Source organism: Actibacterium sp. EMB200-NS6 (assembly GCF_001305615.1).
Taxonomy (GTDB): domain Bacteria; phylum Pseudomonadota; class Alphaproteobacteria; order Rhodobacterales; family Rhodobacteraceae; genus Actibacterium_A; species Actibacterium_A naphthalenivorans.
The window spans coordinates 3515582-3539351 of the sequence record NZ_CP010869.1 but is presented as its reverse complement, the minus strand read 5'-3'; the positions used below and the strand labels follow the sequence as shown (position 1 = coordinate 3539351).

Here is a 23770-nt window from a genome sequence, read left to right as displayed (position 1 = left end):
TTTTGATCCTTTCTCTCACTCGGCCGGGGCCGGCTGGGCCGCGGCCCCGTCGGTTCCGCCCTTGCCGTAATGGGCGTTGAAGTCTTCTTCGATGGTGGCTGGCTGTGCCGTCGGCTTCTCGATCACGCCGAGCAGTGGCAGGATCACGAAGAAATAGGCAAACCAGTAGGTCGCGGCGATCAGCGAGATCCAGTCATACGGGAACTCTGTGCTTTGCGCACCCACCCACATCAGAACCACGAAATCGATGCACAGCAGGGCGAACCACCATTTGAACATCGGCCGGTACTTGCCCGAACGCACCGAAGAGGTATCGAGCCAGGGAGCCAGCGCCATCGCGACGATCGAGCCGAACATGGCCAGCACGCCGAAGAACTTGGCATTGACGATGCCGAAGGTGATGAATTCGACGAATTGCACCGCCCAGACTTCGGAGGTGAAGGCGCGCAGGATCGCGTAGAAGGGCAGGAAGTACCATTCCGGAACGATATGCGCGGGCGTCGAAAGCGGGTTCGCCTCGATGTAGTTGTCGGGGTGGCCCAGATAGTTCGGCATGAAGCCGACGATCGCGAAGAACACCACCAGGATCACACCCAGCGCGAACAGGTCCTTCATCACGAAATAGGGCCAGAAAGGAACAGTGTCTTTCTCGGCCTCGGCTTTCGAGCTACGGCGCACCTCGACCCCGGTGGGGTTGTTGTTGCCGGTGGAATGGAAGGCCCAGATATGCACCGCCACCAGCGCCGCGATCACGAAGGGCAGCAGGTAGTGCAGGCTGAAGAAGCGGTTCAGCGTGGCGTTGTCCACCGCAGGCCCGCCGAGCAGCCAGGTCTGGATGCTGTCGCCGATGAACGGGATCGCACCAAACAGGCCGGTGATCACCGTGGCACCCCAGAACGACATCTGGCCCCAGGGCAGAACATAGCCCATGAAGGCGGTGCCCATCATGCACAGATAGATCAGCATGCCGATGATCCAGGTGACTTCACGCGGCGCCTTGTAAGAGCCGTAGTAGAAACCGCGGAACAGGTGCAGATAGACTGCCACGAAGAACAGCGAGGCGCCGTTGGCATGCAGGTAGCGCAGCATGTGGCCACCGTTCACGTCGCGCATGATATGCTCGACCGAGGCAAAGGCCATGTCGGCATGCGGGGTGTAGTGCATCGCCAGAACGATGCCGGTGACGATCTGCAGCGCCAGGCAGAAGGTCAGGACGATACCCCAGATCCACATCCAGTTCAGGTTCTTGGGGGTGGGGATCATCAGCGTGTCATAAAGCAGCCCAACGATGGGCAGGCGGCGATGAAGCCATTTCTCGGCCCCGGTCGTCGGTTCGTAATGGTCGTGCGGAATTCCGGACATCGTGTTCTCCCTCAACCCAGCTTGATCGTCGTCTCATCCGCGAACTCGGCGACGGGAATCCACAGATTCTCGGGCGCGGGGCCTTTGCGGATGCGCCCGGCAGTGTCGTAATGCGAGCCGTGGCAGGGGCAGAACCAGCCGCCGAAATCACCCGAGGCATTGCCGATCGGCACGCAGCCCAGATGGGTGCACACACCGATCATCACCAGCCATTCGCCGGCTTCGTCCAGCGTGCGGTTCTGGTCTTCGGCGGTGGCGTCGGGAGACAGGTTGGGGTTTTCGGAGGTTTTGTCGATCAGGTCGGACAGCGGCACGGCGCGGGCGGCTTCGATCTCTTCCTGGGTGCGGCGGCGCACGAAGATCGGCTTGCCAAGATACTTGACGGTCAGCTGGGTGCCGACCTCGACACCGGACACATCGACGCGGATGGAGCTGAGCGCCTGCACGTCGGCCGATGGGTTCATCTGATTTACCAGAGGCCAGACAGCGGCGCCTGCGGTTACCGCGGCAGCGCCTGCCGTGGCGTAGTAGAGAAAATCGCGGCGGGTGCTGCCGTGGTCACTTTCTGCTTCTGCGTGGGACAAGAGAAAACTCCCTTCTTTGGCCATTCTATCGGGCCACGACGGCAGCGCAGCCTCACGCGCGGTTACTTAGCGGGGTTGTAAGCCAACGTCTAGAAGTCATTGCCCGCATGAGACGATTTCACAACCCTGTGGCGCCGGGGGCGGCATTTTCCGCAGCCCCGCGACGAAGTGATGCGGAGTTTTGCGGTTGCGCCTGCGGGCGGGTTTTGCCAGCATGCCGTGCAATCCGGCATACCGCCTTGATCGGAGTCTCCCATGAAGCCCCTCATCCTTGCCATCCTCCCTGTCGCGTTTCTTGCCACCCCGGCGGCCGCAGAGGTGGAGATCAGCGTTTACACCGGTGTGCAGAGCGCGCCGCACAGCACGATCAAGGGCAACGATCCGGGCGGTGTCGGGGTGTTCGACTATAACGCGGGCTGGGACGGCAAATCGTTCGACATGCCGCCCTATTACGGCTTTCGCGCGACCTGGTGGCGCACCGAGCGTGTCGGCTTCGCGCTGGAGTTCAACCACGCCAAGGTCTATGCCGATGACGAGACGCTGGCGGACACCGGGTTCAGCCGGCTGGAGTTCACCGATGGCCTGAACATCGTGACACTGAACGCCTTCTATCGCTGGCCGTCCGAGTCGCGCCGGTGGACGCCCTATGTCGGCGCGGGGGCCGGTGTTGCCATTCCGCATGTCGATATCCAGTCGGCCGGGGGCAAGACATTCGAGTATCAGCTGACAGGGCCCGCGCTTCAGCTTGTTGCCGGTGCAAGCTATGACCTGAACGACAAATGGGCGGTGTTCGGCGAATACAAGGGCACCTATACCCAGAACGAGGCGGATCTTGATAACGGCGGAACGCTGGAGACGGACCTCATCACCAATGCGCTGAACATCGGGCTGACCTTCCGCTTCTGACGATCAGCCCACGGGTATCGTGGCCTGCATCGACGGCCGCTGAGTGAATTCGGCGCACCAGCCTGCCAGCGCGGGCCGATCGCCGCGCCAGTCGCGGTTGCCGAGGCGGAAATCGAGATAGGCCAGCGCGCAGCCGGTGGCGATCTGCCCGATGTCCAGCCGGGCGGTGGCCAGATGATCCATCCAGTGGGTTTCGAGCGCATCCAGCGCGCGTACGATCTTTTGCCACTGCGCCTCGCCCCAGTCTTCCACGCGCATCTCTTCGGGCCGGCAGCGTATCTCGTACATCATCAGGACGGCGGCATCCATGATGCCGTCTGCCGTCGCCTCGAGCGTCAGCGATTCCCAGATACCCGCCTCGGGATAAAGCGTGCCATCGGCCCGGGCGTCGAGGAAGCGGCAGATCACCCGGCTGTCATAGATCGCCGGGCCATCGTCGCGAAGCAGCGTGGGAACCTTGCCGAGCGGGTTATGCGCGGTCGGCATATTCTGCGAGGCGAGGGGATGGCCCGAAGCAGGGAGGAGTTCTACCGCCGGCAGTTGTCCGGTTTCGTGCAGGACCACCATGACCTTGCGCACGAAAGGCGAGGTGGGGGAGTGGAAAAGCTGCATGTGCGTCCTCGGGTCGATTCACCGGGGCGCAGGGTATGGTGCCGGATGCGCCCTGTCCATTCACCACCGCGTGTGTGCGGCGGAGAAGTTTCATGCCTCCGGCGGGGATATTTTCAGAAAGATGAAGAGGGCGGGGGAAAGAGCGTGGCGGACTCGCCGGGGTGCCATTGCGGGTATTTCGTCATGATCGCCGTGAACCTGCCGGAGGCCAGAAAAGCCGCGAGCCAGCGCGCGAGGCAGGGCCAGGGCTGTGCGTTGAACCATGGTTTGTCAACCATGGCGAACTGGCGGACGAAGGTGAGTGTTGCCATGTCGGCCAGAGTCGGGCGTGGACCGAGCAGCCATGGGTTTTGGGCGAGTCTCTTGTCGAAATCCAGCAGGATCAGAGCCGCGTCTTCACGTTGCTGTGCCGGGTCGGTCTCTGTGTGGCGGGAGGCGTATTTGTAGCGGTCGAGGGCGGATTTGAAGGGGCCGTCGATCTGGGTGATGAGGGCGTGGCCTTCGCCGGGCATATCGAGCCAGCCTTCGGGATCGTTGCGCGAGAGCGCCCAGAGCATGATCTCCAGGCTTTGCTCGACGGTGGCGTCCGCTGCCACCAGCACCGGCACCGTGCCTTTGGGCGAGGCGGCCAGCAGTTCCGCGGGTTTGTCACGCAGCACCACCTCGCGCAGCTCGCACGGGATGCCGGCACTGGCCAGCGCCAGCCGCGCGCGCATGGCATAGGGGCAGCGGCGGAAGGAATAGAGGATGGGCAGGGTCATGCGGTGAGCTGATGGCCGTGCTGTCCGGTGATCCGTGCGGTGACGATGCCGCCTTCGGTCTGGTCGGCGCCGAATGTGACCTCGGTGAACTGTTCGGTGCGGCCCATGCGGGGGTTTTCCATCAGGATATGGTGGGTCTGGCCAAGCTGCGCGGTCAGGTGCCGGGCCACCTGTGCCTCGCCCGCCGCGCGCAGGCGGGCGGCGCGGGATTTGATGGCCGTGCCGTGGACCTGGGGCATGCGTGCCGCGGGCGTGCCGGGGCGGGGAGAGTAGGGAAAGACATGCAGCCAGGTAAGGTCGCAGTCGTCCACCAGCTTCAGCGAATTGTCGAACATCGCCTCGGTCTCTGTCGGGAAGCCGGCGATGATATCGGCGCCGAAGGTCATATCGGGGCGCAGGCGTTTGGAATCTTCGCAGAACCGGATGGCATCGTCGCGCAGGTGGCGGCGTTTCATACGCTTCAGGATCATGTCGTCGCCGGCCTGCAGGCTGAGGTGAAGATGCGGCATCAGGCGTGGTTCGGTGGCGATGGCCTGCATCAGGTTATCATCCACCTCGATACTGTCGATCGAACTGATCCGCAGGCGCGGCAGGTCGGGCACCAGTTTCAGGATGCGCATGACCAGATCACCCAGCCGGGGCGCCGCAGGCAGGTCTGCGCCCCAGCTTGTCAGGTCGACGCCGGTCAGGACAACCTCGTTGTAGCCGCGATCCACCAGCCGCTTGATCTGATCCACCACCACGCCGGCGGGGACGGAGCGGGAGTTGCCCCGGCCAAAGGGGATGATGCAGAAGGTGCAGCGGTGGTCGCAGCCGTTCTGCACCTGCACATAGGCGCGGGATCGGGAACCGAACCCGTCGATCAGGTGGCCGGCGGTTTCGGTGACGGACATGATGTCATCGACCTGCACCTTTTCGGTATCGCCGATGAAATCGGGCCCCTTCATCGCCGCCCATATCTGCGGCTGCATCTTTTCGGTATTGCCGATGACAAGATCGACTTCGGCCATGTTCGAGAAGGTTTCAGGCTCTGTCTGTGCCGCGCAGCCGGTAACGATGAGCTTGGCGCCGGGGTTGTCGCGTCGCAGTTTGCGGATTTCCTGGCGCGCCTTGCGCACGGCCTCTGCCGTTACGGCGCAGGTGTTGACGATCACGGCGTTCTCCACGCCGGCGGCGGCGGAGAGTTCTTTCATCGCCTCGGTCTCATAGGCGTTCAGGCGACAGCCGAGGGTGGTGAACTTCGGGGCGGTGGGTGCCATCAGGCCGATCCCAGGAAGGCGGGCGTGAACCTGCCGGAAAAGACATGCGCGGTGGGTCCGGCCATCCAGACGCCATCATCGCGCCAGTCGATCGTGATGGTGCCGCCGTCAAGCTCGATCGTCACCTTGCGCCCGGTCAGCCCGCGACGCGCCGCCGCCACCGCCGTGGCGCAGGAGGAGGAGCCCGAGGCCAGCGTGACCCCGACACCACGCTCCCACACGCGCATGCGCAGGTGATCGGGGCCGATCAGGCTGGCGAATTGCACATTCGTGCGTTCGGGGAACAGCGGGTGATGTTCGATTTCCGCGCCGCGCGCCGCCAGATCGACCGTTTCGGCGTCATCGACGAAGAAGGTGCAATGCGGGTTGCCCATGCCGGTGGCCACGGGGGCACCTTCGATGGGCAGGGTCAGCGTGTCCATCGCGCGGGCCAGCGGCACCTCCTGCCAGCTCAGCAGCGGCGCGCCCATGTTCACGCGGGTCAGCCCGCCGCCCGCATCCTCGGCCGTCAGCCGCCCCCGTTCGGTGATCAGGGTCAGGGCGGGCTTGCCGGACTCGTCCATGATGTGGCGGGCGATGCAGCGCGTGGCGTTGCCGCAGGTGGCGGAAAGCGAGCCGTCGGAATTGAAGAAGGTCAGGCGCGCATCGGCATCCGGCGCCGCTTCGATGACGGCAAGCTGGTCGAATCCCACGCCGCGATGACGGTCGGCGATGGCGGTGACAAGCGCGGCGGGCAGCGGGGCAGAGCCTGCCCGCTGGTCGATGACCACGAAGTCATTGCCAAGCCCATGCATTTTCATGAAGGGCAGGCCTGGGGTGTTTTCCGCCTTGCGCATGGGGCGGCATATAGCGTGGGGTGCGAGGTGAATCCAGAGACCCGTGAAAAAAGCGCATTATGGGCCTTGACCGCCCCTGCGGCTTTTTCTAGGTAGCAGGCCTCGAGTGGGCCGTTAGCTCAGTTGGTAGAGCAACTGACTTTTAATCAGTGGGTCGCTGGTTCGAATCCAGCACGGCTCACCACTTGATCCCCGAAAGGGGCACGGAAAAAACCCCGCGCCATCACTGGTGCGGGGTTTTTCGTTGGGTCCGGTCGCTCGCCGTGCTGGCCTAGCCCACGAACGCCTTCTCGACGACATATTCCCTTGGCTCTGAATTCGCGCCCTCGCGCAGGCCGAAGGTTTCGAGGATGGCCATGATATCCTTGTTGAACTGCAGCGATCCGCAGACCATGCCCCTGTCGGTTTCGGGCGACATCGGCGGCAGGCCCAGATCGGCGAACACCTTGCCCGTGCGCAGGTTGTCGGTGATCCGGCCCATGAACGGGCTCTGCTCGCGGGTTGTGGTGGGATAGTAACGCAATTTGCCGGCGACGATCTCGCCGATCAGCGGATCGTCGGGCAGCCCCTCGACCAGCTCGCGGCCATAGTCCAGCTCTGCCAGATCCCGGCAGGTGTGCATCATGATGACCTCGTCATACCGCTCATAGGTGTCGGGGTCGCGCATCAGGCTGGCGAAGGGGGCGATGCCGGTGCCGGTGGCGAACAGCCACAGCCGCTTGCCCGGCAGCAGCGCGTCGAGCACCAGGGTGCCGACGGGCTTGGGGCGCAGGATGATCTGATCGCCGGGCCGGATATGCTGCAGCCGGCTGGTCAGGGGGCCGTCGGGCACCTTGATCGAGTAGAACTCCAGCTCTTCGTCCCAGGCGGGGCTGGCGATGGAATAGGCGCGCAGCAGGGGTTTGCCGGTGTCGCCCATCAGGCCGATCATGACGAACTCGCCCGAGCGGAAGCGCAGGCTGCGCGGCCGCGTGACGCGGAACGAAAACAGCCGGTCGGTCCAGTGACGCACCGAAGTCACGGTTTGCGCGTCGGGGAGGGTGGGCACCGCTTTCGCGCTGTCGGATTTTACGGGGCGAGTGTCATTCATCGTCTCTATCCTTGCCAAATCAGGCGGTGCCGCGCAGGCGGCTTTGGTAATCGTGGCTTTGCCAGCCGGCGCGGGCCTGCCATTGTTCCCAGGGTTGGCGCGCGGTCAGTTCGGGCGAAATCTCCACTTCGTCAAAGCCCGCGCGGCGGGCCATCGCATATTGATCGGCCAGCACATGGCCGCGGGCCCGAAGCCGCCCGTTGAACCCCATCAGCCGCAGGCGCCGGGCCAGGGTGAAGCCGCGCCCGTCGGCGAAAGACGGAAACTCGACCCGAATCAGCGCAATGCCCTGCAGCAGCCCCGCCAGGCTGGCGGGGTCGGTATCCGAGGGCAGATCGACAGCCAGCATGGGCGCATCGGCGGGTGCGCCGATCTGTTCGGCACTGACGAAGCCGTTGGTCCAGTCGTCCTTGCCGAATCCCTGATCGGTGACGAGCATATTCATTGGCTGTTCCTCCTCTTTCGGCAGCGGGCCACGCACGACCTTGCCGTTGATGAAGTGAATTCCGCATTCTTCCTTTTCGGCATCGCGCCAGCGCCCGGCGCGCGGGTCTTCGCCCGGTGCCACGCGCGACGTGCAGGGCGCGCAGCCGATCGAGGGATAGCCCCTTGCCACCAGCGGATGGCGGGGCAGACGGTTGTTGATCATGTAGTCCTGCACGTCCTGCGGCGCCCAATGCGCCAGCGGGTTGACCTTGATCCGGCGGTCGCCCTCATTTTCGAAGAAGTCCAGCGTGGCGCGGGTGGCGCCCTGAAACCGTTTGCGTCCGGTGATCCAGGCGTCGAAATCGGCCAGGGCGCGTTCCAGCGGCTCTGTTTTGCGCAGATCGCAGCAGGCGTCGGTGTCTGCCTGGTGCAGCAGCCCCTCCGGATCGCGCGCGGCCACGGCCTCGGGGCGGGCGCGGATCGTGCGCACGTCGGTCAGGCCGAGCGCGGTGGCGACCTCTGCCTGATAGCTCAGGGTTTCGGGGAACAGCATCTGGGTGTCGATGAACAGCACCGGCGCGCTGCGGTCGATGACCGAAAGCATGTGCAGCAGCACAACCGATTCGGCCCCGAAGGACGAGACCAGCGCGATGCGCCCCACATGCGGATCGGTCAGGGCGCGTTCCAGCACCGCCTGCGCCGCGTGGTTGCGGTAGCGCGCGTTCAGGCCTGCTACCCGGTCGGCGACCGGGTGGATCATGGGATCATGCGGCATGTTTCCGGCCCCTTTCGGCCTCGGGGTAGAGCGCGGCCTTGAACGGGCCCGGCCCCAGCCGGCGATAGGCGTCGAGGAAGGTTTCCTCCTGTCCGTCGCGCAGGTCGAGATAGGCCAGAAGCAGCCGTTCGATGGCCGGCACGATTTCGTCATAGGCAAAACCCGGCCCCGCGCGCTCGCCGATGGCGAAATCCTGGGTGCCATCGCCGCCCAGGGTGATCTGATAGTTTTCCACCCCGGCCCGGTCGAGGCCCAGAATGCCGATATGGCCGACGTGGTGATGGCCGCAGGCGTTGATGCAGCCGGAAATTTTGATCTTCAGCGGGCCGATATCATGCGCCAGCCGCAGCTCTTCGAACCGGGTGGCGATTTCCTGCGCCACGGGGATGGAGCGGGCGGTGGCCAGCGCGCAGTAATCCATGCCGGGGCAGGCGATGATGTCGGACACCAGCCCGATATTCGCCGTGGCAAGATCCGCCGCGATCAGCCGTGCGTGCAGGGCGGGCAGGTTCGCGCGATGCACATGCGGCAGGACGATGTTCTGCTCATGGCTGACGCGCAGCTCGTCATGGCCGAATTCCTCGGCCAGATCGGCCATCACGCGCATCTGTGCGGCCGTGGCATCGCCGGGGGTGGCACCCGGCTTTTTCAGCGAGATCGTGACGATGGCGTAATCAGGGTTGCGATGCCGCGCCAGATTGGTATCGGCCCAGGCACGGAACACGGGGTCGCCGGCATGGGCGCTGTCATAAGCAACTGTCGGTCCCACGCTGAAGGCAGGGGCCCGAAATGCGTCACTGATCTGGCTGAACAGGGCCTGATCCGCCCCGCCAAACGCGGTGCGGCGCAGCAGGAATTCCTCCTCGACCATGGCGCGCACAGTCTCGATGCCGTTTTCATGGACGGTGATCTTTATGCGCGCCTTGTATTTGTTGTCGCGCCGGCCCAGCAGGTTGTAGACGCTGACGATCGCCTCGAGATAGGGCAGCAGATCGGCCTTGGGCAGGAAGGGGCGGATGACCTTGCCCTCCATCGGGGTGCGGCCAAGGCCGCCGCCCACGATCACCTCGAACCCGGCTTCGCCATTTTCGTCTCTGATCATGCGCAGACCGATGTCATGCGCCTTGACCACGGCGCGGTCGTTCGGGCTTCCGGTGACGGCGATCTTGAACTTGCGCGGCAGGAACTGAAACTCGGGATGGTCGGTCGACCATTGCCGGATCAGCTCGGCCCAGGGGCGGGGGTCCTCGATCTCATCCGCCGCAGCGCCCGCGAAATGGTCGGACGTCACGTTTCGGATGGTGTTGCCGCTGGTCTGGATGGCGTGCATTTCCACATCGGCCAGCGCCGACAGCATATCCGGCACATCGGGCAGTTTCGGCCAGTTGTACTGAATGTTCTGGCGGGTGGTGAAATGGCCATAACCCTTGTCGCACCGCTCGGCGATATAGGCCAGTTGCCGCATCTGCCGGCTGTTGAGCGTGCCATAGGGAACCGCGACGCGCAGCATATAAGCGTGCAGTTGCAGATACAGGCCGTTCATCAGGCGTAGCGGGCGGAACTCCTCCTCGCTCAGCGAACCGTCGATGCGGCGCGCGACCTGAGCGCTGAACTGGGCGACACGTTCCCGCACGAAGGCTTCGTCGAAATCATTGTACTTATACATTGCCGATCTCCACCTGCTTGCCATGGGCATAGTTTGACGGGCCGCGAGTGCGGAAGGTTTCGCGGAAATGCACCGGCTCGGGGCCGTTCGGGCCCGCCTTGGCATCGGCCAGATAGGCACCAACAATGCGCGATTGCTGGCTTTCGGCGAAAATCAGGCGGATCTGAGCGTGCGCTTCATCCTCGATCAACTCGGCCTCGTGCATGTGGCGGGTCCAGCGGTCGTCTTCGGTCAGCCAGATGGTGTCGCCATCCAGCAGGTCATTCGCGGTCACGACCTTCGGGGTGAATTTACGGCTCATAGGGCCAACTCCTTGGGGTGTGCGGTGGCGGTTGCGGGTTGGGCTGCGCGCGGCGCCAGGCCGAGCAGCAGCACGGCGGGGCCGTCCACGCCGTCAAGGCTTGCCGGAAGATCGGCCAGCGTGACCGCCCGCAACCGGCTGTCGGGGCGCGAGGCGTTTTCGACCACGGTCACCGGCGTGGCGGGATCGGCGCCATGCATCAGCAATCGGCCCTGAACGAACCGGGCGCTGCGCTTGCCCATATAGATGGCGGCGACCTCGCCCGCGCGGGCTAGCGCGCGCCAGTCATGTTCGGCAAAGCCCGCCACGTCATGCCCGGTCAGCAGCCGGACGGAGGAATTGCGCTGGCGCTTGGTGAAGGACTGGCCGATCTGCGCCACGGCGGCGGAGGCGGCGGTGATGCCGGGCACGATCTGCCAGTCGATGCCGGCGGCGGTCAGGGCGTCAAGCTCTTCGTCCAGCCTGCCGAACACCGCTGGATCGCCGGATTTGAGCCGCACCACATGGGCCCCCACACGCGCATGTTCGATCATCAGCGCATTGATGTCATCCTGTTGCATCGCGGGGCCGAAACCGGTTTTGCCCGCCTCGATGATCGTTGCCTCGCGCCGGGCGAGTTCCAGGATCTCGGGCGTGACAAGCCGGTCGTGGATCACCACATCGGCCGCGTCCAGCGCCTTGCGCGCCTTCAGCGTCAGAAGGTCGGGGTCGCCGGGGCCGGCGCCCACCAGATCGACCCGGCCCACCGGCGTGGGGGCCGACATGTGGCGCGACAGAAGCGCGTTCAGCGCATCGGGCAAGGCCGCCTCGCCAGTCGCATTCAGCGCTTTCGGGCCGGAATAGTCATAATATTCCGCCCAGAACGCCCGCCGCACCCGGCCCGGTGCCAGACGTTCGGCCAACGGGCGAAACGCCTTTGCCGCGCGGGCCAGAATGCCGAGCGTCTGCGGCAGCCGCTCCTCCAGCCCGGCCTTGATCGAGCGCGCCAGAACCGGGGCCGCGCCTTCGGTGCCAATGGCGATCGTCACCGGATCACGATCGACGATGGCAGGGGTCAGAAAGCTGCTGCCATCGAGATTATCGACGATATTGGTCGGAACCCCGGCCTCGGCCCCCATCGCGGCGATCCGCGCATCCTGTGCGGCGTCTTCATCGGCCGCGTAAAGCAGCGCGGCATCCTTGAGGTCGGCGCGCGCGAGGCCGCGTTGCGCAAGGATCAGCCGCCCTGTATCGGCCCAGGCGGAAATCTCGGGCGCGGGTCGCGTGGCGAACACGGTAATCCGCGCTTCGGTCTTCAGCAGCAGGCGCAGCTTGGCAATCGCCGCCGCGCCGCCGCCGGACACAAGGATGCGTCGGTTCTGAACGGACAGGAAGATCGGAAAATATTTCACGTCGGCCAGGCTCCAGTTTGTCTGGGCTTAAAATAGGGGATTGTTCCAAATCGGCGCCATATGCGGGAAGAAATAAGGACTTGGTCGGGCCAGCCCTGCGCAAACCGGAACGGCATTCCGGGTTCTGGCGCGCAGATGGTCCGGTGTTTCCCGGTGCGCCACGCAGGAAAACCCCGAGCGATGGCAAATCCGCCACGCTGCCGGGGGTTGGGGCGAATCCGGGGCCGCTGCGAAACGATGTACGGCTTGTCGGGAACTGATTTTCACGCTTGGCATTCTCTCTCTACGGGCGCGATGATAGATGTGCGGTCAGGCTGGTTTCGGTGGGTGTTTTTGATGGGCAGAGGTTTTGGCAGATGCGCCGTGGCGATCGTCATCGCGGGCTGGGCTGGTATGGCCTCCGGCACCGAGGTGCGGCTGACCGTTTCCGGCGCCGGGCAGGGGCTGGAGGGGGATCTGCGTGCCGCCTCTCTCGTGGTGTCCACCGCCGAGGATGAAAAAGCCAACCCGCAGGATCTGCTTTCCGCGGCGCGCGCGGATTATGCCCGGCTGGTCGGCGTGCTCTACGGCGCGGGCTATTACAGCCCGGTTGTGCATATCATCGTGGATGGGGCCGAGGCCGCGGTGATCCCGCCCTATGGCGCCCCGGCGCGGATCGACACCATCGCGCTTTCGGTCACGACCGGCCCGCGCTTTGCCTTCTCTCGGGCCCGTCTGGCGCCGCTCGCGCCGGGAACCGAGCTGCCCGAAGCGTTTGCCGCGGGCAAGACGGCGGAAAGCGGCGTGATCGTCGATGCGGTTACCGCGGGCATCGACGGCTGGCGCGCGCAGGGGCATGCGAAGGCCGCGCCGGCCGGTCAATCGCTTGTGGCCGATCACGCCACAAACACGTTGGATGCCGATATCCGGCTGGCCCCGGGGCCGCGCCTGACCTTCGGCAGGCTGACGCTGAGCGGCACGACGCGGATGCGCGAAGAACGGGTGCGCGCCATCGCGGGCCTGCCCAGCGGCGAAACCTTCTCTCCCGACGCGCTGGAACGCAGCGCCACCCGCCTGCGGCGCAGCGGCGTTTTCCGCTCGGTCACGCTGAACGAGGCGGCGACGCCCGGCCCCGATGGCACGCTTGATATCGAAGCCGCGCTGGTGGACGACAAGAAGCGCCGGCTCGGGGTCGGGGCGGAACTGTCATCGCTCGAAGGGCTGCGGTTGTCGACGTTCTGGCTGCACCGGAACCTGATGCGCGGCGGCGAGCGGTTGCGCATTGACGCCGAAGCAGGCGGGATCGGCGGCGAGTCGGGTGGCACCGACTATCGGCTCGGGGCCAATATCACCCGCCCCGCGACCTTCGGCCCGGACACGAGCCTGAGCGTTTTCGGCAATCTGGAGGAACTGGATGAGCCCGAGTATTTCGAACACAAGTTCGAGTTTGGCTTCGGGCTGAGCCGGCAGATATCCGATGACCTGACGGTGGGCGCGGGCGTCACCTATCGCTACAGCGAAGTCGAGGACGCGCTCGGCGACCGCAGCTTCAACCATATCACCTTTCCGCTGTTCGCAACCCGCGACAAGCGCGATGACAGGCTGAACGCGAGCAACGGCACCTATGTGCATCTGGCCGCGACACCGTTCGTCGGCATTGATAACAGCACATCGGGCGCGCAGATCGTGGCGGATACGCGCGTCTATCGCGGGTTCGGCGCCGACGATCGCACGGTGCTTGCCGCGCGGGTGCAGCTCGGTTCGGTCGTGGGGGCATCCACCGGAGAAGTGCCGCCCGACATCCTGTTCTTTTCCGGCGGCGGCGGCACGGTTCGCGGCCAGCCGTATCAATCGCTCGGGGTCGATCTCCCGAGTGGCGACACGATCGGCGGGCGGGGCTTTCTGGGGCTGTCCACCGAATTGCGGGTTGGCGTCACCGAGAGCATCGGGGTGGTCGGGTTCGCCGATGCGGGCTATGTGGGCCCCGACAGCTGGCCGGGCGGAAGCGGCGACTGGCACACGGGCGCCGGGCTTGGCCTGCGCTATGACACCGGGATCGGCCCGATCCGGTTCGATATCGCGGCGCCGGTCAGCGGAAGCACCGGCGACGGGGTTCAGTTTTACATCGGTATTGGGCAGGCGTTCTGATGCGGCATTTCCTCACGATCCTGTTTGCCCTTTTTCTGCCGCTGGCCGCGCTGGCGCAGGACACGTCCGAAACCGATCGCGGGCTGTTGCAGGGCTTTATCGAAGACAACCTGTCTGATGCCGGGCGCGAGGTGCGGATATCCGGGTTTGAGGGCGCGCTTTCCTCGCGCGCCACGATCGACGAACTGACCATCGCCGATGACGATGGAATCTGGCTGACCCTGCGCGGTGTCGTGCTGGATTGGTCGCGGGCCGCGCTGCTGCGCGGCCGCCTTGAGGTGCGGGAGCTTTCGGCGGCCGAAATCCTGTTGCCACGCCTGCCCGGGGCGGGAACCGGGGCCAAGCCGCCGGAGACGGAGGCCACGCCGTTTCAGCTGCCCGACCTGCCTGTTTCTGTCCAGATCGGGTTGATCAGGGCCGAAAAGGTCAGCCTTGGCGCGGCGCTGCTCGGTGCGGCGGCGGACGTGTCACTTGAGGGGAGCATGGAGCTGGCCGGTGGCGCCGGCCAGGCCGCGCTGACCATCCTGCGCATCGACGGGACGGCGGGCCGCTTCGTGCTTGATGCGGCCTATTCCAATGAAACCGACGTGCTGAAGCTCGATCTGGATCTGTCGGAAGAGGAAGACGGCATTCTGAGCAACCTGATCGGCCTTCCGGGCACGCCTGCACTGGATCTCACGGTCGTGGGCGAGGCGCCGCTTTCCGACTATACCGCCGAAATCCTGCTCTCTTCGGACGGGCAGGAGCGGCTGAGTGGCCAGATCCGTCAAACCGCAGTGGCAAGCGCAGAGGGCGCACCGCCGGTGCGTCAGTTTTCAGGGGATGTGGGCGGCGATATAACGCCGCTGTTCGCACCCGATCTGCGCCCCTTCTTCGGCCCCTATGTCAGTCTCTCTTTCACCGGAATGCGGGAACCGGACGGTCGGCTTGAGCTGAGCAGTTTCAGCCTTTCGTCCTCCGCGATGGTGCTGGGGGGCAATCTGGTGATCGGCGCGGATGGCCTGCCCGAACGGTTCGGACTTGACGGGCTGATCGGGGCGGAAGGGCCGGTTCTGCTGCCGGTCTCGGGCCCGGAAACCTGGGTGGAGCAGGCCGAGATCGCGGCAAGCTTCGATGCCTCCGATGGCGATCAGTGGACGTTGAGCGCCGCCGTTGCGGGGCTGTTGCGCGACGGGCTGTCGATCGACGCCATCACCCTAGCGGGGGGCGGTACGATCAGCCGGGGCGATCTGCAAAGCGTGACCGCCGATCTGGACGCCACCGCCAGTGGCATCGCGCATGCGAATGCCGATCTCGCCCGCGCCCTCGGCGAAGACCTGACCGTCAGCGCATCGCTGGTATCGCAAGAGGGCGAGGCGCTCAGGCTGACCCGGCTGGACGTCGACGGCGCGGGGCTGCAGTTGGCGGCACAAGGGCAGATTGGCGGCGTCGAGGCCGGTTTCCCCGTCGATGGCAGTTTGCGCCTGATCAGTGACGATATTTCCCGGTTTTCGGGCTTGGCCGGACAAAACCTTTCAGGCGCGGCCGAAGTGACGGTGACGGGGCGCGCAACCGCCTTGAGCGGTGCGTTCGACGCGGATGTGATCGCCCGCACAACCGGGCTGGGCATCGGGATGGCACAGATCGACCCGCTGTTGGGCGGCGAAACCGTGCTCGAGGCGACGGCCCGGCGCGATGAAGACGGCACCACCCTGGACCGTTTCGTCATCACGAATGACGCGGTTTCCGCCACCGCGAAGGGCACCATCGACAGCAACGCGGCAAACCTCGATCTGCAGGCACGCCTGTCGGAGCTTTCGCTCGTCATGCCGGAACTTTCGGGGCCCGCGACACTGGACGCTGCGATACGCTGGGCGAAAGACGCGCCCGTCATCCTCGACCGGCTGGAGGCAGAGGCCATGGGCACGCAACTGAGCGGTGAGGGCACGCTGGATCTCGCGGATGAAACCCTGCCCGCCTCCGGTACGCTGCGGGTTTCGGCCGCCGATCTGGGGCGGTTCTCGGCCCTTGCGGGGCGGCCGCTGGGCGGGGCGCTCGAGGCCGTGATTTCCGGCGCAGGGGCGGTAAAAGGCAGCGATTTCGATGTGACGCTGGAGGCACAGGGGCAGAACCTTGCCGGCGGCATGGGCGATATCGACAAACTCTTCAGGGGGCAGACCACCCTCTCCGTCGCCGCGGCACAGGCCGACGGGCAATTGCGTATCGGCCACCTTCGGCTTCAATCCCCCGCGCTGACCGCGAATGTGGAAAGCGGCCAGAGCGACAGCCTGGAGTTCACGGCAAACCTGTCGGATCTGGCGCTTCTCGCCCCCGATTTTCCCGGACCCGCCTCGGTGACCGGCACTGCGCGGCCGGATGGGCGCGATTGGCTGGTTGACCTGAATGCCACCGGGCCGGGGGGCACGACCGGTACGATTTCCGGGCGGGTGGCGGAAAACGCCGAAACCGTGAACCTTGCGCTGGCGGGGGCGGCGCCGCTGGGGCTTGCGAATACATTCATCGCGCCACGGTCCCTGCTGGGAACGCTGCGCTATGACCTGCGGGTGGACGGAAAACCGGGGCTTCAGGCGCTTTCGGGCGTGATCTCCACCACCGACGCGCGCCTTGCCGCGCCGACGCTGGGGCTGGCGCTGAGCAATATCGGGGCCACGATCAACCTTTCGGGCGGGCGCGCCGTGATCGACGTGACCGCCCGCAGCGCTGATGGCGGAACGATGAGTGTAGCCGGGCCTGTCGGCCTGTCGGCGCCGAACGAGGCGGATCTGAGAATTGTCTTCAACAGGTTCGTGCTGCGCGATCCGGCACTGTATCAAACCAGCCTCAGCGGGCAGGTCGATATTCGCGGGCCGTTGCAGGGGGGCGGCACCATCCGCGGAACGCTCGAACTGGGCCATACCGAAGTGCAGGTGCCATCGACGGGCCTGTCGGTCACCGGCACGATCCCCGACAATCTGACCCATTTGAACGAAGCCGGTAACGTCCGGGCGACACGGGCGCGGGCCGGCCTTCTGGGCACCGGCGATGACGGTGATGGCAGCGGGGGCGGCGGGCTGGGGCTGGGGCTGGATATCCGGATCATCGCGGCGAACCAGATTTTCGTGCGCGGGCGCGGCCTGGACGCGGAACTGGGCGGGCAGTTGCGCCTGGTTGGCACAACGTCGAATGTTATTCCGATCGGGCGGTTCGATCTGGTGCGGGGGCGGCTGGATGTGCTGACCAAGCGTCTGACGCTGACCGATGGCCAGATCCGTCTGGAAGGCCGGTTCAGCCCCTATATCCGCCTCGTGGCCGAATCCCGGGCCGAGGATATCGACATTCAGGTGATCGTCGAAGGGCCGGTCGACGCGCCCGAGGTGCGTTTCGAATCCACCCCTGAATTGCCGCAAGACGAGGTTCTGGCACGGCTGCTGTTCGGCCGTGGCATCGCCACCCTGTCGCCTTTCCAGGCGGCGCAGCTTGCCGGCGCCGTCTCCACGCTGGCCGGGCGCGGCGGCGGTGGCCTTGTTTCACAATTGCGGCGGAATTTCGGGCTGGATGATCTCGATGTCAGCTCGGATGCCGAGGGCGCCACGTCGTTGCGCGCGGGCAAATACCTGTCGGAGAATATCTATACCGATGTCACGGTCGATTCCGCCGGCAAGAGCGAGATCAACCTCAATCTGGACGTCATCAACAACGTCACGGTCAAGGGCAGCGCCGATAGCCTGGGCGACACCAGCCTCGGGATTTTCTATGAGCGGGATTACTGAGCCGGGGGGCGGCTCAGAGAAGGCCCTGAAGATAGCGGCCGTATTCGTTCTTCTTGAACATCTCGGCCCGCTTGATCAGCTCTTCGCGGGTGATCCAGCCGTTTTCAAAGGCAATCTCGTCGGGGCTGCCGGTTTGCAGGCCCTGCCGTTTTTCCAGGGTGCGCACGAAATTACCGGCGTCGAGCAGGGAATCGTGTGTGCCCGTGTCCAGCCAGGCATAGCCGCGCCCCATGCGCTGCACGTTCAGCAGCCCTTCTGCCAGATACATTTCCAGCAGGGTGGTAATCTCCAACTCGCCGCGGGCAGAGGGTGTTACCCTGCGCGCGCGGGCCGGGGCGGTGCCATCGAGGAAATAGAGCCCGGTCACGGCGTAGCTCGACGGGGGAACCTCGGGTTTTTCGATGATGGCCCGCGCGGTGCCTTTCTCGTCGAAATCCACCACGCCGTAGCGTTCGGGATCGGCGACACGATAGCCGAAAACAGTGCCGCCGACGGCCTGTTTGTCGGCCTCTGCCATCAGGTCGGGCAGGCCGTGGCCGAAGAAGATATTGTCGCCCAGCACCATGGCCGAAGGCGCGCCGGCAAGGAACTCTTCCGCCAGAATATAGGCCTGGGCCAGCCCGTCGGGCGCGGGCTGGGTGATATAGGTAAAGCGCAGCCCCCACTGGGTGCCGTCACCCAGAAGCCGACGGAACTGATCCTGATCGGCGGGGGTGGTGATGATCGCGATTTCCTGAATGCCGGCCAGCATCAGCACCGACAGCGGGTAATAGATCATCGGCTTGTTGTAGATCGGAACGAGCTGTTTCGAGACGCTGAGCGTGATGGGGTAGAGCCGAGTGCCCGAGCCCCCCGCCAGGATGATGCCTTTTCGCTTCAGCGTTGATTGCTCGGTCATTCGGTCCTCGTTAAACATTCAAATCGTCAAGAATATCGGCAAGCCCCGCGCGCCAGTCCGGGCGCGGCAGGCCAAAGGCGGCTTCGGTCGCGCCGCAATCCATCTGCGAGTTCAGCGGGCGCCGCGCGGGGGTCGGGTAGGCGGTGGTCGGAATGTCGGTGACGGCGCAGCCCAGATCCGCCTGGCGAAAGATTTCCCGCGCGAAATCGGCCCAGCTGACATCCGGTGCGCCGGAAAAGTGATAGGTTCCGGTCAGTCCCGTATCACCGGCAAGCTGTGCGGCGATGGCGAGGCAGGCGTCGGCGATGGCGGCGGCCGGCGTCGGCCCGCCCACCTGATCGGCGACGACGGTCAGCGCGTCACGCTCGGTGCCCAGACGCAGCATCGTCTTGACGAAATTGTTGCCATGAGCCGACACCACCCAAGAGGTGCGCAGAATGGCGTGGGGGCCACCCGCCGCGCGAATGCCTTCCTCCCCCAGCAGCTTCGAGCGGCCATAGGCGCCCAGCGGGCCGGTGGGCGCATCCACCGGGAAAGGCGCGGTGCCGGCGCCGTCAAACACGTAATCGGTGGAGATATGGATCAGCGGGAGGCCGCGCTCTGCCGCAACCTTTGCCAGCGCCGCGACGGATGTGCCGTTCACGGTGTTGGCAAGCGCCTCTTCGGTTTCCGCCTTGTCGACGGCGGTATAGGCGGCGGCGTTGATGAACGCGCCCGCTTCCACGGTTTCGGCAAAGCGGGCCACGGCGCCCGGATCGGAAAAATCGACACTCTCCCGCCCGAATGCATCCACATCACCGCGCCGCTGCAGCTCTGTCGCGACCTGGCCGGACTTGCCGAAAACCACCAGCCTCATGCAGTTTTCCCCAGCCGCTGGCCAACACCGTCACGCGCCTGCAGGGCGCGCCACCAGTCTTCGTTGTCCAGATACCACTGCACCGTCTTTTCCAAACCCTGTTCCAGCGTCACGGAGGGTCGCCAGCCCAGTTCCGTGCGGATGCGCGAAGGATCGATAGCATAGCGCAGATCATGGCCGGGCCGGTCGGTGACAAAGGTGACCTGATCGGCATAGGCCGTCGCGCCCGGCCGCTTTTCATCCAGAATGGCACAGATCATGCGCACCAGATCAATATTGCGCGCCTCGTTCTCGCCACCGATATTGTAGCTGCGGCCAAGCGCGCCCTTTTCCAGCACCAGCAACAGCGCGTCGGCATGATCTTCCACATAAAGCCAGTCGCGCACATTCTCGCCCTTGCCGTAAACCGGGATCGGCTCTCCGGCCAGCGCCTTGAGGATGACCACCGGGATCAGCTTTTCGGGAAAGTGGAACGGCCCGTAATTGTTGGAACAGTTTGTCAGCACCACCGGCAGGCCATAGGTTTCGTGCCAGGCCCGCACCAGATGGTCAGAGGCCGCTTTCGAGGCGGAATAGGGACTGTTCGGCGCATAGGGCGTATCTTCGGTGAACTGCCCCTCGGCCCCCAATGTTCCGTACACCTCATCGGTCGAGATGTGGTGAAAGCGGAACCCTTCGGGCCGGCCCTTGCCATCCCAATAGGCGCGGGCGGCTTCCAGCAGGTGATAGGTGCCGTTCACATTGGTTTCGATGAACGTGCCGGGCGCGTCGATCGAGCGGTCCACATGGCTTTCGGCGGCCAGATGCATCACCGTGTCGGGCTGATGCGCGGCAAAGATCCGGTCCAGCGCGGCGCGGTCGCGGATATCGGCCCGCTCGAACGTATAGGCCGGGCTTTCGGCCACGCTGGCCACATTATCCAGACACGCGGCATAGGTCAGCGCATCGAGGTTGATCACCTCATGCCCGCGCGCCACGGCCAAGCGCACCACGGCAGAGCCGATAAACCCTGCGCCACCTGTCACCAAAATCTTCATCACGCTGGCCGATACTGAAAGGGTGTGTCGAAATTGCGAAGAAAAGGTGCCGCTTCGTCTTTTTCGGAAAGGATGGCTGCGGTGCCCTCCATTCCCCAGTCGATGCCGATATCGGGGTCATCGAACCGCACGGCGCCATCGCATTCGGGTGCATAGTAATCGGTGCACTTATAGATGATCTCGGTATCCGGCTCGCGCGTCACGAAACCATGCAGAAACCCCGCCGGGATCAAAAGCTGCCTGCCGTTTTCAAAAGAAAGCTCCTCACCCACCCATTGGCCATAGGTGGGCGAGCCCTTGCGGATATCAACCGCCACGTCAAACAGCCGCCCGCGCCCGCAGCGCACCAGCTTTGCCTGCGCATGCGGGGGCGACTGGAAATGCAGCCCGCGCACTGTGCCGATCTCGCCGGAAACCGAGTGATTGTCCTGCACGAAATCATAGAACAGCCCGGCCGCTTCCATCGTGCGACGGTTCCAGCTTTCAGAGAAAAAACCGCGATGATCGCCAAAGCGTTTTGGCGTGAGAAGCTTCACCCCCGCCAGTTTCGTATCCTGAACCTGCACCGCACCTGCCTCCAAAACCCGAATTGGAAAAATCCATGGGTTTCAATTAGCAAGTCGGCCGGGCGCTGTCACGGTGTGATGCGGGGCTTTGCGTGGGGGGCAGCCCCGACATCAGCGGTTGACCGAGATCCGGTTCATGCGAACGTGAAATCCGCCATGTCCAGTTCCGCCTGGCTGACCCCGCCGACCAGTATCGTGTGGCCCGCGTATGTCACCTGAACAAAAGGGCTGCTGCCGACAGTCACCTCGCTGATTTCAAGCGCAGTGAAGGCGCCGGGCCCATCGGTTAGCCTGATCATGTCCGCCCCGTCGTCGAATGCTTTGATCGTGTCGGTCTCTGCGCGGGTGAAATCGTCAAAGATGAACGTGTCCGCCCCGGCGCCGCCGATCAGCAGATCGTCGCCCGCGCCGCCGGTCAGCCTGTCCCGGCCGCCGCCGCCGTATAGCCTGTCGTCGCCATCGCCGCCGTCGATGGTGTCGCGGCCCTTGCCCGCGCGGATCCTGTCTTGGCCGGCCTCACCGAAAAGCGTATCGCCACCGCCGCCGCCCCGCAGCCGGTCGCGCCCGCCGCCGCCATAGGCCAGATCGCTGCCGGCGGCACCAATGATCCTGTCGCGGCCGCCATCGCCATGAAGCGTGTCGTTCCCGCCCTGGCCCAGCAGCCTGTCATGGCCCGCGCCGCCGCGCAGAAGGTCGCCGCCGCCACCACCCTCCAGCCGGTCGCGCCCGTCGCGGCCATCCAGCGTGTTGGCGTTTTCATCACCGATGAGCGTGTCGGCATGATCACTGCCCGACAGGCCCTCGATCTCGATATACCGATCCCCCGCCGCGTGGCCGGTGTTGCCAGCGGGGCGGGACAGGCTGGCGCGCACCCCGGCGGGAGATGTGGAGTAATCGGCAATATCAGTGCCTATTCCACCGTGAAGCGTATCTGCGCCGCCGCCACCGGTCAGGATGTCATCGCCGCGATAGCCCTGAAGCTCCTGATCGCGCGCGCCGCCGACGATGCGGTCGCCCGATGTGCTGCCCCGAAGTTTCGGGGCGCCGTCCAGTGACTCGGTGGCGAGCGATATGCGGGTCACGTTGAGAATGTCGCCGGTGGTCAGCTGCGCGCCGGTGATCGGGCTGCCATCGGCGCTTTTCAAAACCACCGATTCATCACCGTAGCGCAGGATCGCACCCGCCGCGCGCGGCGTCAGGGTGATCGCCGAAATGTCACGGATCATGCCCCAGTCGGACAGATCCAGCCGGTCTTTCCCGGCTTCGAAATCCGTTATCTTCTCGCTCTCGCCATCGGCCGCCAGCACGAAGGTGTCGGCGCCCGCACCGCCCGCCATCACGTCCTGCCCGGCGCCATCGAACAGAATGTCGTTGCCAATGCCGCCGGTCAGCGCCTCGTCGCCATGGGTGCCCATCAGCACATCACCCAAAGCGCCCGGCGACAGGGTGAATTGCGACATGCCCGCCTCTGCCCCGGACAGAACGAAAAGCTGCACCTCCGCCCCCACGACACGCACCGCGATGTCGGTGATGTTCGACAGGCTGCTTTCGGTGGTGTCCATCACCGTTTCCAGATGCATCAGGCGGCCATCGTCCAGCAGGGTGAACAGGCTCAGCCCGTCATCGTTGCCGCCGGCCAGAACGAAGACGCGCCCGCCGAAGCTGAAACTTTCCAGGATCGAAGCGCCGGCAAACCGTGTGGTGAGATCGTCCATCACCTGGCTGACCGGGGTCAGAGCGCCGGTGCCGTCCACCGTCAGCACCGTCAGGCTGGAGGATTGGGCCGAGGCGAGGATCACATATTGCCTGCCCCCGGCGCTGACCACCTCCAGCGCTTGCGGCCCGCCGACCGGCAGCGCCTCGGCCGCGCCGACAGAGGCCGCGGCGCTCAACCCGCCCTTGCCCCCGACCCGGAAACTGCTGACGCCATGTTCGGTGGCCGAGGCGGTGATGACAAAATCCTGCCCTTCTACGCTGACATGGGCAAGAGAGGTTATTCCAGTGGAATAGAGACTGTTTTTACCCCCGACCTGCGTCACCGGGGCAAGCGTGCCGTCCGCCTCAAGGCGGAACGCCGACAGGCCCGCGCCGTCGGTTTTCGCAAGATAGATGAAAGTCGCCCCGCCCTTGCTCAACGCCAGCGCCTCGACCCGGTCAACCGCCTGGCCGGTGCGGGTGGCATAGATCGTCTGGCTGTCGGCCTCGGCCATCGCGGCAACGGCGGCGACATCATCCCGGCTCAGCGTCACCGGGCCATCCCCGAGCGTAACGGTCAGGCCGTTGGGAAGCGCAGGGGAATAGTCCCGCACCCCGCCGACCAGCGGCAATGCCGCCTCGTTCAGAACGAATTTCACCCGCGTACCGGCGCCATTGTCTGTCAGCACCAGATCCGCGCCCGTGCGATCATTGCCCGCGTCCAGCCGGGCGACGACCGACGCGCTCGCAAGCACGCCGTCAAAGACCGTGCCCCGATAGGAGAAATAGCCCACCCCTTACCACACCTTTCCACGCACCCCTGCGTTGGGCCAAGGCTGGCAGAGCGGGCTTAACCGGAGATTGCCGGCGCGC

At 65.1% G+C, this 23770-nt stretch carries 19 protein-coding genes, 1 tRNA gene and 1 pseudogene; 4 read left to right on the top strand and 17 right to left on the bottom strand.

Going from position 1 to position 23770, the window contains the following annotated elements:
* Positions 1 to 15 precede the first annotated feature (15 nt).
* Entirely contained in the window at positions 16 to 1362 is a 1347-nt protein-coding gene (petB, locus tag TQ29_RS17205; RefSeq protein ID WP_054540166.1) for a cytochrome b, read from the bottom strand.
* A gap of 11 nt (positions 1363 to 1373) precedes the next feature.
* Positions 1374 to 1946 (bottom strand): ubiquinol-cytochrome c reductase iron-sulfur subunit, encoded by a 573-nt coding sequence (gene petA / locus TQ29_RS17200; protein ID WP_037204857.1) that lies wholly within the window; start codon positions 1944 to 1946, stop codon positions 1374 to 1376.
* 255 nt (positions 1947 to 2201) lie between these two features.
* Here petA and TQ29_RS17195 point away from each other — a divergent pair, with 255 nt between their 5' ends.
* Positions 2202 to 2852, top strand: coding sequence for an outer membrane protein (locus tag TQ29_RS17195; protein ID WP_054540165.1), 651 nt, complete (start codon positions 2202 to 2204; stop codon positions 2850 to 2852).
* 3 nt (positions 2853 to 2855) lie between these two features.
* Here the strand turns inward: TQ29_RS17195 and TQ29_RS17190 are convergent, their stop codons facing one another.
* From TQ29_RS17190 to dapF, 4 genes are all read right to left on the bottom strand, one after another.
* Entirely contained in the window at positions 2856 to 3464 is a 609-nt protein-coding gene (locus tag TQ29_RS17190) for a glutathione S-transferase (protein WP_054540164.1), read from the bottom strand.
* Positions 3465 to 3577: 113 nt separating this feature from the next.
* Positions 3578 to 4225, bottom strand: coding sequence for a glutathione S-transferase (locus TQ29_RS17185; RefSeq protein ID WP_054540163.1), 648 nt, complete (start codon positions 4223 to 4225; stop codon positions 3578 to 3580).
* Positions 4222 to 5484 (bottom strand): tRNA (N(6)-L-threonylcarbamoyladenosine(37)-C(2))-methylthiotransferase MtaB, encoded by a 1263-nt coding sequence (gene mtaB / locus TQ29_RS17180; RefSeq protein WP_054540162.1) that lies wholly within the window; start codon positions 5482 to 5484, stop codon positions 4222 to 4224. Before mtaB ends, TQ29_RS17185 begins: the two co-directional genes overlap by 4 nt.
* Positions 5484 to 6320: a diaminopimelate epimerase gene (gene dapF / locus TQ29_RS17175; protein ID WP_054540161.1), complete on the bottom strand. Its 837-nt coding sequence runs from the start codon at positions 6318 to 6320 to the stop codon at positions 5484 to 5486. Before dapF ends, mtaB begins: the two co-directional genes overlap by 1 nt.
* A gap of 108 nt (positions 6321 to 6428) precedes the next feature.
* Here dapF and TQ29_RS17170 point away from each other — a divergent pair.
* Positions 6429 to 6504: transfer RNA gene (locus TQ29_RS17170), tRNA-Lys, on the top strand.
* A gap of 87 nt (positions 6505 to 6591) precedes the next feature.
* On the opposite strand, the gene TQ29_RS17165 is transcribed toward TQ29_RS17170, so the two are convergent.
* From TQ29_RS17165 to cysG, 6 genes and pseudogenes are all read right to left on the bottom strand, one after another.
* Positions 6592 to 7410: a ferredoxin--NADP reductase gene (locus TQ29_RS17165; RefSeq protein ID WP_037204688.1), complete on the bottom strand. Its 819-nt coding sequence runs from the start codon at positions 7408 to 7410 to the stop codon at positions 6592 to 6594.
* Positions 7411 to 7429: 19 nt separating this feature from the next.
* Entirely contained in the window at positions 7430 to 7759 is a 330-nt protein-coding gene (locus TQ29_RS21080) for a DUF934 domain-containing protein (RefSeq protein WP_235974461.1), read from the bottom strand.
* A 105-nt stretch (positions 7760 to 7864) separates the two neighbouring features.
* Positions 7865 to 8611: pseudogene (locus tag TQ29_RS21075) on the bottom strand (phosphoadenylyl-sulfate reductase); the annotation flags it as partial.
* Entirely contained in the window at positions 8601 to 10277 is a 1677-nt protein-coding gene (locus tag TQ29_RS17155) for a nitrite/sulfite reductase (RefSeq protein ID WP_054540160.1), read from the bottom strand. The gene TQ29_RS17155 and the pseudogene TQ29_RS21075, both read right to left, overlap by 11 nt.
* Positions 10270 to 10578, bottom strand: a complete 309-nt coding sequence (locus TQ29_RS17150) for a DUF2849 domain-containing protein (protein ID WP_037204683.1) — start codon at positions 10576 to 10578, stop codon at positions 10270 to 10272. The genes TQ29_RS17155 and TQ29_RS17150 overlap by 8 nt, the downstream gene beginning before the upstream one ends.
* Entirely contained in the window at positions 10575 to 11969 is a 1395-nt protein-coding gene (gene cysG / locus TQ29_RS17145; RefSeq protein ID WP_054540159.1) for a siroheme synthase CysG, read from the bottom strand. The genes TQ29_RS17150 and cysG overlap by 4 nt, the downstream gene beginning before the upstream one ends.
* A 336-nt stretch (positions 11970 to 12305) precedes the next feature.
* On the opposite strand from cysG, the gene TQ29_RS17140 reads away from it, so the two are divergent.
* Both TQ29_RS17140 and TQ29_RS17135 read left to right on the top strand, forming a co-directional pair.
* Positions 12306 to 14096, top strand: a complete 1791-nt coding sequence (locus tag TQ29_RS17140) for an autotransporter assembly complex family protein (RefSeq protein WP_054540501.1) — start codon at positions 12306 to 12308, stop codon at positions 14094 to 14096.
* Positions 14096 to 17845, top strand: coding sequence for a translocation/assembly module TamB domain-containing protein (locus tag TQ29_RS17135; protein WP_054540158.1), 3750 nt, complete (start codon positions 14096 to 14098; stop codon positions 17843 to 17845). Before TQ29_RS17140 ends, TQ29_RS17135 begins: the two co-directional genes overlap by 1 nt.
* A 13-nt stretch (positions 17846 to 17858) precedes the next feature.
* Here TQ29_RS17135 and rfbA read toward each other — a convergent pair whose 3' ends face one another.
* The 5 genes from rfbA to TQ29_RS21250 form a co-directional block, all read right to left on the bottom strand.
* Entirely contained in the window at positions 17859 to 18743 is an 885-nt protein-coding gene (rfbA, locus tag TQ29_RS17130; protein ID WP_054540157.1) for a glucose-1-phosphate thymidylyltransferase RfbA, read from the bottom strand.
* Positions 18744 to 18753: 10 nt separating this feature from the next.
* Positions 18754 to 19599, bottom strand: a complete 846-nt coding sequence (rfbD, locus tag TQ29_RS17125) for a dTDP-4-dehydrorhamnose reductase (RefSeq protein WP_054540156.1) — start codon at positions 19597 to 19599, stop codon at positions 18754 to 18756.
* Positions 19596 to 20636 (bottom strand): dTDP-glucose 4,6-dehydratase, encoded by a 1041-nt coding sequence (gene rfbB, locus TQ29_RS17120; RefSeq protein ID WP_054540155.1) that lies wholly within the window; start codon positions 20634 to 20636, stop codon positions 19596 to 19598. The genes rfbD and rfbB overlap by 4 nt, the downstream gene beginning before the upstream one ends.
* A complete protein-coding gene (rfbC, locus tag TQ29_RS17115) occupies positions 20636 to 21202 on the bottom strand; it encodes a dTDP-4-dehydrorhamnose 3,5-epimerase (RefSeq protein WP_054540154.1) in 567 nt (188 codons plus the stop codon). The genes rfbB and rfbC overlap by 1 nt, the downstream gene beginning before the upstream one ends.
* A gap of 134 nt (positions 21203 to 21336) precedes the next feature.
* Positions 21337 to 23691 carry a calcium-binding protein gene (locus tag TQ29_RS21250; RefSeq protein ID WP_054540153.1) on the bottom strand — a complete coding sequence of 785 codons (2355 nt, stop codon included), beginning with the start codon at positions 23689 to 23691 and terminating at the stop codon, positions 21337 to 21339.
* Positions 23692 to 23770: the final 79 nt, after the last annotated feature.